Consider the following 14633-nt stretch of genomic DNA (forward strand, 5'->3'; position numbering starts at 1 on the left):
TAATCTAGAGTATCTATTTTAATAAAAGTTATAAAAATGGTTTACAGGATTACAACCTGAACCAACTTTAAAAGCATTTTTTATAGCGTTAAATATATATTCTTCTGCCTTTTTAACTGCTGTTTTTAAATCATCACCATTTGCTAAATTTGAAGCTATTGCACTTGAGAGTGAACAACCCGAACCATGAGTGCTGTCAGTATTAAGCCTTTTAGTTTCTAAAAAGAGAACTTCCTCGCCATCATAAAAAACATCAACAGAAGCACCATCAATCTCGCCTGCTTTTAAAAATACACTCTTTGGACCGTATTTTAGAAGTTCTATACAAGCTTTTTTAGCATCTTCTTTTGTTTTAATCTCAAATCCTAAAATTTCAGTTGCCTCAAATCTATTTGGTGTTATAACTTTAGCTAATGGAAAAAGTTCTTTAACTATTGCATTTTTAGACTCGCCTTCAAGCCAAATATCACCATTTTTACAACTCATAACAGGATCTAAAACAACTGGTGGTAGGTATTTTTGAGCTTTTAAAGTATCTGCAACTGTTTTTATAATCTCAACGCTTGGAACAACCCCTATTTTTATAACATCAACTTTTATATCATCAAAAATTGCATTAATTCCATCTTTAATAAGTTTTGTGTCAATAAGTTGCATACCATAAAGCCCTTTTGTGTTTTGTGCAGTAGTTGCAGTAACTACACCCATTGCATAAACTTTATGAGCTATAAAAACCTTTAAATCAGCTATAATACCAGCTCCACCACTTGGATCCACGCCTGCTATACTTAGAGCATTTTTCATATTACCTATCCTTTTATTTAATTTAACTTTAGATTATACTACTAAAAAGCTTAATATTTAAGAGTACTAATCTATTAAATATATCTAAATTTTTATCTTATCTATAAATTCTTTTAACTCTTTTTCTAAAATTTCTATATCATATTTTGTTTTTTGGATCTCTTTATTTGCTTCGTTTATATCTTTTTCATATTTTAAAATTTGATCTAAAAATTTCTTTGAGTTTTCATTATCATTTCCTATAGCTTTTAAATTTTCCCTTGCTCTTTCTTGAGACTTTATAATAAAATCTTGCTTTTCTTTTATATCTTTTAAGCCTTTGCGCCTTTGTCTTAAAAGTTCTCCTTTTCCAAGTATCTCTTCAAAAACCATTTTAATCTTATCAGGAATTTCGCCGTTTGAAATGTAATACTTAAGCCTATTTTCATCTAGTTTAACTAATTCGTATGAGCTAGATATAGTCCTAAATGTGCTTATATTTATTTTGCGCTCCTCTTTTGGTGCTAAAGTAAATTTATATCTATTATAATTTGTTTTTTCTTCAAGTGGCTTTATGCTAGATTCAACTTTTTCATCTGCTTTTTTAGGGTGTTCTAGCACTATTTGTTTATTTTTATTATCTTTGTTTTTAACTATATAGGTAGAGTTTAAAACTCTTCTTACAACCTGTTTAGCTAAACCATTATTAATGCTAATTGATACTATATTTTCTGTTTGTTTGTCATTTCTTGAAGCGACCACATCCTCATCTTCTCCAAATTTCAAACTAGCTTTGTCGTTTATGGCAAGATATTTCATCTTAGCATCTCCTATATAGCTACCATCATCATACATAGCAACAAGTCCACTAGGAAGTTTTAAGCTTGAGTTATTTTCTAGCTCAACTGTTAAAATGGCATTGCTTTTTTCTCCATATGGATTTATGTTTGAAAGTAGTGAGAATTTATCCATTGGCAAATTTGTGCTTATAAGCGGAACTGCTAAACTTTGGTATTTTAAAATGGTAACTTTATTTGGTATCAAAAAAGAAAATTGGTCGCTATTTGACTCTTTTGTATTGCTTTTAAATAAATTTGGATTAGTCGATAAATTTTTGTTTTGTGAGCTTGTAGATAACATCCTAGACTCTGCCATTTGGAATCTTCTAGGAATACTATCTTTTTTTTCTATTAACCTAATTTCTTCTTCAAGATTATATGTTGGAGTATAAAAATCTTGAGTAAAAGAAAAAGGCTTTGAACTCATAAGGCTAATCTCAACATCTTGCCAATCAAAGCTATTTGGGTTATTTATAAATGCCCATGCTTGAAAAATAGCACTATCATCTTCTAAAAAAGCACGATATGAAATTTTATAAATTGGTGCTTTCATAACATATGCAAGTTTTACATCTCTTTTTTCGTTAGATTTTATATTTAGATATAGATTTCTCTGCGATGAAACGCCTTCACTCTCCATAAGAGCAAGAATAGATTCTAATTCTTTGTTTATATCTTCATTTAGGAATTTAAAACTTACTATATCATCAAATTTTATTGTAGTTATCTTGCCATTGTTAAAAAGCGATATGGTATCACTTGGGTTTTTAACTGAGTTAAATCCACTATTTTCAACAGCTAAAATTCTACCTCTTATGATTGAATCTGCCTTAACTTCTAACATAAAACCTTTTTTCTCTGCTAAAAAATCACTCAGAGTTAAAGCTACCTTAGGATCTACTCCAAAATTACTGCTATTTGCAAATCTATCTAGCCCACTATCAAATCTAAAAGATATATCTTTTGCTTTTGGATCTATTATGGTAATTGATTTTAAGATATCACTTATTTGAGCTTTGCTAAAACTCATTTTTAAAGATATATCTTTATCTAAAATACCTTGATACTCATAGTAACTCATACCAGATTTATAAAGTGTTACATTTTTTAAATTTAGTGCTTGATTTAAATCCACTGCATTCTCTATCTTATCTGCAAATACCATGCTTGAAACTGTTATTAAAGATAATATAGAAGTAAATATCCTCATGTTAAATCCTTTGATTTTCTATCTTGCAAGTATAACATAATTACAAATCTAAAGATTTAATATATGAAAGATTAAATTTAAATATCTGCTTTACAATATTAGCTTTTAATTATCTCCTTAATTAGTTCATTTATTTTATCATTTGAAAATTGTGTTCTAAATTTAATCTTTATATCACCATTAAAAAACACTTCAGCATGTTTGATTTTTTGTATCTCTTCTTTTCTTAAAGCATCTTCATCCAATACATTTTTAGTCTCTACTATAAAATTAAGTTGCTTTTTGCCATTTTCAAAAGTTAAAACATAGGCAAAATCAGGTGAATAACTCTTGCCTCCCACGATAGGAATTTTAATTGAGTTTTTAGGTATTTTTGTAAAAACTACTACCTCTTTAATATTTTCTTGTATGTTTTGCTTTTCTAATTCAGAATCATAATAAAGTTCTTCAAAAAGATAGTTTTTAGCCACATCTTCATCATCAAACATAACACCAACATCTGTTGCTAAAATTTCTTCTAATACTTTACCATTTTTGTCTGTAAGTTTAGTTGGATGAATACTGTTTGAAACTTTTTGATAAGAAATTTCATATTTATTAAAAGCATTAAATAACAAATAATCATTAAATTTTTGCTTGATTATCCTAATCGTAGATGTATTTAAAAATTGATTAATCTTAATTTTAGATTCCAAAATAGATAAATTAATAGTCTTTAAATTCACATTTAAGGCTTTTGAAAGTTCCAAAACAAAATCACTATATTTCATAGTAGAAATAGGTGTAATATCACTATCTAAAACAGAAATTTCATCATCTATAATTGCTTTTTTATCTTTAAATAAAATTTTTGATTTTTTCTCTTTAATGCCTTTTATTAAAAACATCTCTTTTTCAGAATTAAAAAATTTAACCAAAAGAGTTTTAAACTCGTCCTCATTTTTAAATTTATACTCTAAAATAACTTTTTCATTAAGCTTTTCCCAAAGTTCTTTTAAGTCTTGATACTTTTGTGTCCTTATAGCAATTTTCTTTTTAGTATCCGTAGTTTTGCGAATTTTGTTTGAACCAATTCCATCAAAAATTAAAGGATAATTTTTTTTGATATACTCCCAACCACCATTTTTAAAATTGTTAGAACGGGTAATGAGATTTTTTTCATCAAGCATTTCAAGCAAACTCTCTTCATCTGTCTTATAAATTTCACAAATTTTCTTGATGATGTCGCATGTAAATTTTTCAGGCTCTTTTTCTATAGAAATTGCACCTGATTTTTCATTGATTTCATTTACTAAACTCTCTACAAAATCACTCTCTGTAAAATCTACAAAATAATTTAGATAAAATTGTTCGTCTTTTACTCGGTTACCATACTCATTTACAGGCAAACGCAAACCACGTCCAACCTCTTGAAGTTTTGAAATTTCACTCCCACTACTTCTTAATTTACATATTTGAAAAACATTAGGGTTATCCCAACCCTCTCTTAAAGTCCATTTTGAAAAGATAAAACGCCTTGTATTATTAAGATTTAACATTAACTGCTTATCGTGAAGTATTTCAATAACCTCTTGTTCTATAGCTTCATCTTTTTCAGTATTATCTTTAGAAAAATATCCTCCGTGTGTTTTTGATATATCACTTAATGTTTTTTCTAAATAACTTTTATAAAAAGAGTTAGTTTCAGTTTTAAGTAAATTTTCTACTTGAGCTTTTATCTCCTCTTCAAGTAGTTTTTTTATATAACCATTTTCTCCTCTATATTCTTCGATATTATCAATAAAAAAAAGTGTTAATGGTTTTATTTTAACATCTCTTGTTAAAAATTCTTTTTCAATTTTAAAATGATTTCTTATTGCTTTTTTTATCATAACTTCTTGCAAGGTTTGTGCATAAGAGTATGGGTTTATCTTATCTCCCTTACTCATCTGTAGCCCATTAGATAGTAAAACTTTACTTTTATTTAAATTTTCAACAAGCAATCCACTCATCTTGGAATGAACTTTTTGTAGACTCTCTTTTTTTGCAATTTTGACACTACTTTTTTTGTTTCCTTCGGTTAATTCAAAAGTTGCCTCTTTGCCATCTGTGTTTACAAGCTTAACAATAGCATTTTTACCATCTTCAAATTCAGCTATATGGCCGATAACCCCTTTTACTAAGTTACGATTAAAAGAGTCAACCGCTGATAATGTATAAATCAAATTTTCATACTTTTCAAAAGTAGCACCATATCTTAAAATGAATTGAGGTTTCATCTTTTCTATATTTTTCCATGTTTTATTATCTTTAGAAAATTTATGAGGCTCGTCTATTATTACAAAAGGATTTACTGACGCAATGCCACCAAATGGGGTATTATAATTATCAAAAAGCATTCTATCAAATCTCTTTTGCATTGTATCTGAGTTTACCATACCAGCATTTATTATCATTACTTGAATTGTTTTGTTGCCAAAATTTTCTGCCGTTACAAAACTGCTTACTGCTGTTGGCATATTTAACTTTTTGTTCTTGCTTGTTTTTTGACTCTCTACGATGTGTAATTCTATACTTTTTCCATATTGTTCTTTAAAATGCTCTCTTTGACTATCTGATTTTAAAAAATCAATCGTCCCTGCTTTGATAGAAAGTGTTGGAACTACAACTATGAATTTAAAAATTCCAAAATAGCGATTAAGTTCAAAAATAGTTTTTGTATAAGTATAAGTTTTCCCTGTTCCTGTTTCCATCATAATATCAATAATATTACTATTGTTATCCCTAAATGGTTCAATTCCATTAAGTTCTTGAATATTTCGGATATTATTAAAATACTGAAAATTAATGTTTTTATCTAAAATAGGATTAACACAATTTTTATTTATCTGTTCTGGTTTATTTATCTCAAGGTTTTCAAAAACTGCAATGGTATTATTTACAGCTTGTGTTTGATGAGGCAAGTTTTTCTCAAAATTAAATCCTTTCATAACTTAATACCTTGTTATGAAGTCAATGTCTATGCTTTTTTTATTAGCATAAGACTTTATATTTTCTGAAATTTCAAGCAGGCTCTTACTTTCAAAATTATATCCAAAGGCTATGATAGTTGTTGGGTTAAAATCCTTATCATTGTCTATCTTTTCAAGAAGGGCTTTTAAATTTTTAGTTTTAAAACCTCTATGCATTAAATATAGTTTTGAGTCAACATAATATCCACTATAACCATCTAAATCATAAGTTATAAGATTTTTTGTAAGAGGTGATCCATCATAAGTTTTCCAAGTTATAAGTAAAGCATTAAGGTCTTCCTCATTTAACTCTTTTTCATCAAACAGTGCCATATTAGAACTTAACTCTTTTTCATCAAATCTATAATCTTCCCAAATAGGCATAGTCTCAAAAATTCTAAAGCCAAAGTCTTGCTCGCTTAAATCTTTATCTTTGTTTTCATCTTTTATCTTTTTTGCAGCACGGATTAATCTTTCTTTTGTAATTTCAAAGATAGTTGGTTCTTTAACTTTTAACTCATTTTTTACAAATTCATATGCTACTTTACTCTTTTTCTCATCTATCTTTTCAGGTAATTGAACTAGTATAAATTTTCTATCTCCACCATCCTGCGCATTTAGTTGCATAATAGCATGACCTGTAGTCGCTGAACCTGCAAAGAAATCTAGGATAATATCATTATTAGCAGTAGAAATTTGGGTAATTTTTTTTAATAAAAAAAGAGGTTTAGCGTAATCAAAAAATTTATTTCCTAAAATATCTTTTTGTTCATTAGATGCCCTATCATAGTTTATTTCTTTTTCCATCCATGTGCTTTTAATTTTTCTTGTTTTATTTTTAAATAAATAATTTTTTTCAAAAATATCATATTCAAGCTTTCCTTCTCTCTTAACTTTTCTTGCAATTAATAATTTTTTATCTTTGATAATTTTATCTTTTGACCATCTCCATGTACCTAAAATACCATTTGAAAATTTTGGAATAATTTTTATAAATTTTTCTTTATTGTCCAAATGTATGCTATTATCTGTTGGATCTACAAAAATAGGAAAATGTAAACTTGGACTTTCTTCAGCTGTAGCCCTACCTCCTCTTAGTCTTAAGCCAATTTCCCTATAAAAACCATTTTCATCTTGTTTGTTATATTCATTTATTTGATCTTTTGTAAGATTTTCTCCTTTTAATTGAATTTTTTGTGTTTTTGAATATACCAATATATATTCATGAGTTTCGGCAATATTTTTACTAGATTGTCTACCTCTTGGATTTGAATATATATTAATGGTTGATACAAAATTCTCTTCGCCAAAAATTTCATCCATAATTAGTCTAAGTTGTGCTACTTCATTATCATCAATGCTTACAAAAATAACCCCATCATCTCTTAGTAAAGTCTTAGCTATATAGAGCCTTGGATACATAAAAGTAAGCCATGCACTATGGCTATTACTTTTACTTTTGGTAAACTCGAGTATCTGTTTAGCTTTATCTTTGCTAATTCCTGCCAAAGCAACCAAATCACTTACCGTAAATTTTCTATCATCTTCATATACAAAACCATCGCCTCCTGTATTGTAAGGTGGGTCTATATATATCATTTTGATTTTTTCATAGTAGGCATTAGATAGGTGTTTAAGCACCTCTAAATTGTCCCCTTTTATAAGCAAATTTTGTGAATTTTTATTCTCTTCTTTTTGGTTAAAGCTTTTATCTTCTTTTAAAAGTGTAGTTGCTTCATCGCTAGCTAAAATTCTAGCATATGATTTACCTAACCACTCTAAACTATAACTCTCTTTGTAAAAGTTCATCTCATTTGGAGCTAGTTCTTGTTTTAGCTTTTCAAAATTTATTTTTCCATCTTTAGTAAAACAGTTGCCAAAGTGTTTTTTTAATATATCAATTTTTTCATCATGTGGTTTTATATTGTTAGTTGTATTTTGATGTTTATCCAAATTTGTTCCTTTATAACATAGTTTTGCCAAAAATGATAAATTTGATTATACAATGTTTATTTTAAAATACTAATAAGATTTGAAATTTAAATTATATAAATTGACTGATAATGTTTATTAAAATTTGTTAGTGTAAAAATAATTAAAAATCTAATTTATAAAAATGTAAAATTATGTAGGTATAAAATAAGTAGGGCTTAGCCCCAAAAAGGGGCTAAAAAGTGGATTACATCATTCCACCCATACCGCCCATTCCTCCCATACCACTCATATCAGGCATAGCAGGTTTGTCCTCTTTTATATCGCTAACTGTAGCTTCAGTTGTTAAAAGTAGACTTGAAACGCTAACTGCATTTTGCAGTGCAACTCTTGTAACTTTTACAGGGTCAATGATACCTGCTTCAAACATATCAACATATTCGCCAGTTGAAGCATCAAAACCTTTGTTATCATCTTTACTATTTTTAATCTCATTTGCAACAACACCAGCATCAAATCCGGCATTTTCAGCGATTTGTCTTGTTGGAGCGTATAAAGCTCTCTCAACGATAGCAGCACCGATTGCTTCATCACCGCTTAACTCTAACTTAACCTTTTTGCCAGCACAAATTAAAGCAGCTCCACCGCCAATTACGATACCTTCTTCAACAGCAGCTTTTGTAGCACTTAGTGCGTCATCAACTCTATCTTTTTTCTCTTTCATCTCTGTTTCACTTGCAGCTCCTACTTTTATAACTGCAACACCGCCACTTAGTTTTGCAAGTCTTTCTTGAAGTTTTTCTTTGTCATAATCACTTGTAGTTTCTTCTATTTGAGATTTTATTTGAGCAACTCTACCTTCAATTGCAGATTTTTCACCTTTACCATTTACGATAGTAGTATTGTCTTTATCAATCACAACACTTTCTGCCTCACCTAAATCCTCAAGTGTAGCACTCTCTAATGTTCTTCCCATCTCTTCACTAATTACATTACCACCTGTTAAAATAGCAATATCTTCAAGCATTGCTTTTCTTCTATCACCAAAACCAGGAGCTTTTACGGCTGAGATGTTTAATACACCACGAAGTTTATTTACAACTAAAGTTGCAAGTGCTTCGCCTTCAATATCTTCAGCAATTATCAAAAGTGGTTTTCCTGTTTTTTGAATTTGTTCTAAAACTGGAAGTAAGTCTTTTAAATTTGCTATTTTTTTATCAAATAGTAAAATATAAGGGCTGCTTAACTCAACTGTCATCTTTTCAGCATTTGTTACAAAATACGGGCTTAAGTAACCTCTATCAAATTGCATACCCTCAACAACATTTAGTTCGTCATCGATTGATTTTGCCTCTTCAACAGTTATAACACCATCTTTACCAACTTTTTCCATAGCATCAGCTATAAGCTCACCGATAGCTGAGTCTGAGTTTGCAGATATTGTAGCAACTTGAGTTATCTCTTTTTTACCCTTAACAGGAGTTGAGATATCTTTTAAAGCTTCAATTATAGCAGAAACTGCTTTATCCATACCTCTTTTTACTTCTATTGGATTAGCACCTGCTGTTATGTTTCTAAGACCCTCTTTAAATATAGCGTGAGCCAAAATTGTAGCTGTTGTAGTTCCATCCCCTGCTTCATCATTTGTCTTACTAGCAACCTCTTTAACTAAGCCTGCTCCCATATTTTCAATAGTATCTTTTAACTCAATTTCTTTTGCAACACTAACACCGTCTTTTGTGATAGATGGAGCACCAAAGCTTTTTTGAATTAAAACATTTCTACCTCTTGGCCCCATTGTAACCTTAACTGCATCGTTAAGTTTTTTAACGCCTGCATATAGTCCGTTTCTTGCTTCATCTGAAAAAATTATATCTTTTGCCATTTTATTTCCTTTTTAATTTATTTTATTATACCTATTTTATTATGCCAAGAGTGTCTTCTAAATTTAGAACAAGATATTTTTCTCCATCTAAATTTACTTCGCTACCTGCATATTTAGAAAATACAACAGTATCTCCAACATTTATGCCTTCACTCTCTTTTGAAACAGCTACTACTTCACCAACTGATGGCTTCTCTTTTGAAGCATTATCAGGTATTATAATACCTGTTGCTGTTGTTTTTGTTTCCTCTTCGCGTTTTACTAAAATGCGCTTTCCTAATGGTTGAAAATTCATTTTACATCCTTTTTATTAAATTTTTAGCACTCAATGTTTTTAAGTGATGAAATTATAGGCAATTTTTTAATTTTTGTCAATACTTGTAGCTAAATTTATCATAAACATTTAGTCTATTAGGCTAAATGTATTGTTTAAAAATATATTTAATTATGATTAATATATTTAAAACAATCTATAAATTTAAGGTTATTATTTATATTATATTTAATAATCTTTTAAAATAATTCTTATTATAATTATCATTATTATTTTAAAAAAAGGAATAAAATTGTATAAAAAAAATACATTTAGTTTTAGTCTATTAGCATTAAGCTCGTCTTTTTGCTATATCTCCACCGCAGGTTTGGCAAAGGATATCGAGCTTAAAGATCTAAATATCTCTGCAAATTTACCATCAAAACCCATAACAACAAAAGACAAATACAAAGGTTCATCATCTATATCAAAAAATACCATAAGTTCTATTGCTGGACCAAGAAGAGGACTTACTGACATTTTGAAAATAAATCCAAATGTAACTTTTGCAAACACACAAGTTTCTTCTAAAAATCAAGGTGAGCTAGATTCTCAAGATATAAGTATTAATGGTGCAAGATCTTATCAAAACAACTTTATCATAGATGGTATGAGTATAAATAATGATTTAAATCCATCAAGTAGTTTAAGAGTCTCACAAGAGATGGGAAGTATGAGTTCAATTGGTATGTCACAAACAGCACTACCAGATATTGGCTCTATTTCACAAGGCATTAATCTTGATCCAGATTTAATAGAAACATTAAATGTTTATGATAGCTCTGTGAGTGCTAAATATGGTAGTTTTCAGGGGGGGGTAGTAGAAACAAAAACAAGAAATCCACGAAATGGTTTTCATGGTAAAATAAGTTCTGGTTATACAAGCGATAAATATACTAAAATCTTTGTAGATGAAAAAGAAAAAAATGATTTTGAAAATTCACATAATAGCTTACAGCAACCAAAGTTTAAAAAAATAAGAAATATTGTAGAATTAGAAGGTTATGTAGCTGAAAATTTAGGGATTTTATTTAATTACTCACGCTCTAGAAGCACCATTCCACTATTAGCTTATAGTGAAAATTATGCTGAAAAATATGGACAAGAGACAAAAAATCAAACTAGAAAAAATGATAATTTTTTCTTAAAGGCTAGATACTTTGCAACAGATAATCTAACTATTACTCCTAGCTTTATATATGCACCAAGCAGTGGAGCATATCATAATCCAGCTGCAAAAAATTCCAAACAAACCTACAACTCTGGTGGATTAATAAGCTCAATTGATTTAGATTATGACCTTGGGTTTGGAAAACTCAATCAAGTTATTGGCTTTTCAAACCTTAATTCATCAAGAGATGCTGAGCATGAATATTATAAATTATGGTCAACTGGTAGCAGGTTTAATAAATTTAAAACAGGAGGCAACTCTGGTGGATTTGGCGATATAGACCAAACCCAAAAAACTCTTTCTTATAAAGCAAGTTTAGATTTTGAAAAAGCAAAAATTTTAGATATAGGTGATTTGAGTTTAGACCACAGCTTTAGCATGGGGCTTGAGCTAAAAAAAGTAGATGCAAGTTATAAAATAAAAAGAGCATTTAATGTTTATAGCGTTCCTAGTGTATATTCTGGAAAGACTGTAAATGGCTTCTATGGACCAGAAGATAGGCAAGAGCGATTAGATAGATGTCATCCTGATGATGAAGCATGCACTGTTGAGTCTTTATATGATTGGGATCCTTCAAGACTTGATGGTTATGCTTATATGAAAAAAGATACTTATAGTGGCGAGACAAAAGCTAAAATAAAACAATATTCATTTTGGCTACAAGATGAGCTTGAATTAGGCAACCTTTCTTTACGACCAGGAGTTAGATTTGACAAAGATAGTTACACAAATAAACTAAATGTTGCTCCAAGATTTGTATCATCGTATGAATTTAGCAATTCAAAAATAACCTTAGGTTTAAATAGATATTATGGCAGATCTCCACTCGCACTTATGTTAAAAGAGGGTAGAGAGGACTTAAAAACTTCATATAAAAGAAAAAGATTTGGAGGAATATTGTATGATCCAGATGATCCATCGTGGGAAATTGATACATCAGTTTTGAAAAAAAGTGATAGATTTTTTAGAAAATTAAAAACCCCTTATGATGATGAACTTGCAATAGGTTTTGACACATCTTTTTATAATCTTGATCTAGGTTTAAAATATATCCATAGAAAAGGAAAAAATCTTATCTTTGATGCTGATGTAATAACAGAAGGTATAGATATAAGTAAACTTGATAAAAACAAGTATAATAAATCAGACTTAAGAGTATTTACAAATAAAGGCGAGAGCAAGACAGATATCTATACAGTAACTTTAAGTAATAAAATTCCATATAAAATTCAAAACTCCACTCATGCATTTGAATTAGCTTTCAATTATACAGATGCTAGGTCAAACTCTTTGGCATATAATAGTTTTGTTCAAGGAAGCAATACTCATAAAACCGATTCTTCATTAGGAAAAACACAAAAACCATCATACAAATATTTAAAATTAGATGGAAAAATTATAAATATAGAAGATGCTCCGGCTGAAGATTTTAATAGAAAATGGTCTTTAAGACTTAGCACAATTTCCAAATTTCCAAATTTTTTATCACCAAAACTTGATTTAACAGTAGGAAATACCTTTAGACTTGAAGCACCTTTAAAAAGATTACAACTTGCAACAGATGAGAACGTAGAAAATTACAATGGGCATTATGTAACTGCTTATAGAACTAAAAAAATCTCTGGAACAGGTTTTAACTGGGATATTAGGCTTGGACTTGTATACAATACTTCTAAAAATTCAGAATTTTTTGCAAATCTTGATGTGTTAAATGTATTAAACAAAAAAATTGTATCTGGTGAAATAGATAGGTATTCAAAAGATATAAGTAATGTAAAAATTTATCAATCAGGACGGTCATTTTATTTTGAAGGAGGATACAGATGGTAGACTTTATGCCATTTTTAAATGAATATATTGATATTATTATATTTGGAATTTTAGGAAGTATGAGTTTTATAGTTATAACACTTGGCATTGAGCGGATGATATTTTTTATCCGCTTTAAAGAAGAAAAGTATGATGATTTGCATAAACTTAAAATAGATGTAAGTAGAAATTTAACTTGTATAGGCATTATAGGTTCAAATGCCCCTTATGTTGGACTTTTAGGCACTGTTGTAGGGATAATTATTACTTTTTATAATATGGGGCAAAGTGGTAGTTTTGAAACAGCTTCGATAATGACGGGACTATCTCTAGCATTAAAAGCTACTGCACTTGGTATTTTAGTAGCAATACCAAGTCTTGTTATTCATGATTTTGCTATAAGAGCTGCAAACAAACGAATAGATATTTTTCAAAGCAATCACAAAGATAAGTAAAAAGATGGAAATTAAAAATAATTTTAAACTAAATGTTATACCCTTAATAGATGTTATGCTAGTGCTTTTAGCCATTGTGCTAACAGCTGCTAGCTTTATAGAGTATGGCAAGATTGATGTAAAACTTCCAAAGCAAAATACTAGCTTAAAAAAAGAGGATATTCCAAAAGAGAGGGTCGAGATTATATTAAGTTCTGACTCCCAAATAAGGCTAAATAATCAAAATTTAGATTTAGATAGTCTAAAAATCGAACTAAGCAAGTTAAAAAAAGATGATTTTATTCTATTTAAAGGCGATCAAAAAGCTGAATTTGGAAAATTTGTAGATATTTTGCAAATATTAAAATATCTTGATTTACAAAACTTTTTAATAATGACACAAGTGGAACAATGAAAAAAGATTTAAATTTTATTGTTGCTTTTTTTATATCGGCGCTTTTACATACCTGTGTTGTCGCATTAATATTTTTCAAAAGCTTAGGTCAAGACACCAGCATAAGTATATCTGAAAACGAGGCACAAGCTTTTGGATTAAGCTTTGCACAAATTGCTCAAACAGAAGAGTATCAAGAAGCAATGGCAAAAAAAGAGGAGATTGTTGAAGAACAACCTGAGGAAGCAGTTGAGGAAATAACAGAAGAACAACCTGAAGAAGAAAAGCTTGAAGAAGAAAAACCTGAAGAGATAGTAGAAAAAAAACCTGAAGAAGTAGTAACAGTTGAGCCAAAAAAAATTGAAAAGCCTAAGTCTAAGTCTAAGCCTGCTAAAAAAATAGTAAAAAAACAAAACATTGAAGCTAGCAATAGTGCTAATGTAGTTGGTGGAACTACTGCAAGTGGCAGTAATACACCTGTTCAAGATAGTGGCTCTAACTTAAATGGTGAAATTTATTTGGCTTTAAAAAGGCATATGAGTTATCCAAAAAGAGCAATAGAGCAAGAGATTGGTGGACGAGTTATAGTAGAATTTAAGCAGATAGATAAAAGCACTTTTGAATATATTAAAATAGCAAAAAGTAGTGGGCACAAAGTGCTTGATAATCATGCTATTAAAATTGTAAATGACGCAAAATACTCCTTACCTGTTCGCTCTTATGGTAGAAGCATAACTATACCTATTATTTTTGATTTAAATCAATTATAATACTTTAATAAGCAAAAATCATAAATATGGTTTTTGCTTATAATTATCTAAGAAATTTAAGATTAATGCGAAGCCTTTTAGATTTTATCTAAATTAGAACAAT

The 14633-nt window shown here is 29.2% G+C and carries 10 protein-coding genes; 4 read left to right on the plus strand and 6 right to left on the minus strand.

The genetic code is table 11. The annotated features are described in order from the left end of the window. Positions 1-18: 18 nt before the first annotated feature. From thiD to groES, 6 genes are all read right to left on the minus strand, one after another. On the minus strand, positions 19-804 hold the full coding sequence (gene thiD, locus CBLAS_RS05985; protein ID WP_106871849.1) for a bifunctional hydroxymethylpyrimidine kinase/phosphomethylpyrimidine kinase: 786 nt from the start codon (positions 802-804) through the stop codon (positions 19-21). An 84-nt stretch (positions 805-888) separates the two neighbouring features. Then, positions 889-2832 (minus strand): DUF4139 domain-containing protein, encoded by a 1944-nt coding sequence (locus CBLAS_RS05990; RefSeq protein ID WP_106871851.1) that lies wholly within the window; start codon positions 2830-2832, stop codon positions 889-891. A gap of 98 nt (positions 2833-2930) precedes the next feature. Beyond that, positions 2931-5801, minus strand: a complete 2871-nt coding sequence (locus CBLAS_RS05995) for a type III restriction-modification system endonuclease (protein ID WP_106871853.1) — start codon at positions 5799-5801, stop codon at positions 2931-2933. Positions 5802-5804: 3 nt separating this feature from the next. Continuing rightward, a complete protein-coding gene (locus CBLAS_RS06000) occupies positions 5805-7775 on the minus strand; it encodes a site-specific DNA-methyltransferase (protein ID WP_106871855.1) in 1971 nt (656 codons plus the stop codon). A gap of 226 nt (positions 7776-8001) precedes the next feature. Then, the gene (gene groL / locus CBLAS_RS06005; protein WP_106871857.1) at positions 8002-9639 is read right to left on the minus strand and encodes a chaperonin GroEL; all 1638 of its coding nucleotides are present in this window, start codon (positions 9637-9639) and stop codon (positions 8002-8004) included. 31 nt (positions 9640-9670) lie between these two features. After that, positions 9671-9934, minus strand: a complete 264-nt coding sequence (gene groES, locus CBLAS_RS06010) for a co-chaperone GroES (RefSeq protein ID WP_106871859.1) — start codon at positions 9932-9934, stop codon at positions 9671-9673. A gap of 271 nt (positions 9935-10205) precedes the next feature. Here groES and CBLAS_RS06015 point away from each other — a divergent pair, with 271 nt between their 5' ends. Genes CBLAS_RS06015 through CBLAS_RS06030 form a run of 4 tightly spaced genes read left to right on the plus strand, consistent with a single transcriptional unit; the run spans position 10206 to position 14530 of the window. After that, a complete protein-coding gene (locus CBLAS_RS06015) occupies positions 10206-12953 on the plus strand; it encodes a TonB-dependent receptor plug domain-containing protein (RefSeq protein ID WP_157940029.1) in 2748 nt (915 codons plus the stop codon). Beyond that, complete coding sequence (gene exbB / locus CBLAS_RS06020; RefSeq protein ID WP_241517605.1) at positions 12947-13387, plus strand: TonB-system energizer ExbB; 441 nt, start codon at positions 12947-12949, stop codon at positions 13385-13387. Before CBLAS_RS06015 ends, exbB begins: the two co-directional genes overlap by 7 nt. A gap of 4 nt (positions 13388-13391) precedes the next feature. After that, complete coding sequence (locus CBLAS_RS06025) at positions 13392-13781, plus strand: ExbD/TolR family protein (protein ID WP_106871863.1); 390 nt, start codon at positions 13392-13394, stop codon at positions 13779-13781. Then, positions 13778-14530 (plus strand): energy transducer TonB, encoded by a 753-nt coding sequence (locus tag CBLAS_RS06030; protein ID WP_106871865.1) that lies wholly within the window; start codon positions 13778-13780, stop codon positions 14528-14530. The genes CBLAS_RS06025 and CBLAS_RS06030 overlap by 4 nt, the downstream gene beginning before the upstream one ends. Positions 14531-14633: the final 103 nt, after the last annotated feature.

This window comes from Campylobacter blaseri (assembly GCF_013201895.1).
GTDB classification, from domain to species: domain Bacteria; phylum Campylobacterota; class Campylobacteria; order Campylobacterales; family Campylobacteraceae; genus Campylobacter_B; species Campylobacter_B blaseri.

Coding starts and splice junctions, on each gene's coding strand:
- thiD (WP_106871849.1), bottom strand. CDS start 804: ATGAAAAATGCTCTAAGTATAGCAGGCGTGGATCCAAGTGGTGGAGCT.
- groL (WP_106871857.1), bottom strand. CDS start 9,639: ATGGCAAAAGATATAATTTTTTCAGATGAAGCAAGAAACGGACTATAT.
- groES (WP_106871859.1), bottom strand. CDS start 9,934: ATGAATTTTCAACCATTAGGAAAGCGCATTTTAGTAAAACGCGAAGAG.
- CBLAS_RS06025 (WP_106871863.1), top strand. CDS start 13,392: ATGGAAATTAAAAATAATTTTAAACTAAATGTTATACCCTTAATAGAT.
- CBLAS_RS05990 (WP_106871851.1), bottom strand. CDS start 2,832: ATGAGGATATTTACTTCTATATTATCTTTAATAACAGTTTCAAGCATG.
- CBLAS_RS05995 (WP_106871853.1), bottom strand. CDS start 5,801: ATGAAAGGATTTAATTTTGAGAAAAACTTGCCTCATCAAACACAAGCT.
- exbB (WP_241517605.1), top strand. CDS start 12,947: ATGGTAGACTTTATGCCATTTTTAAATGAATATATTGATATTATTATA.
- CBLAS_RS06030 (WP_106871865.1), top strand. CDS start 13,778: ATGAAAAAAGATTTAAATTTTATTGTTGCTTTTTTTATATCGGCGCTT.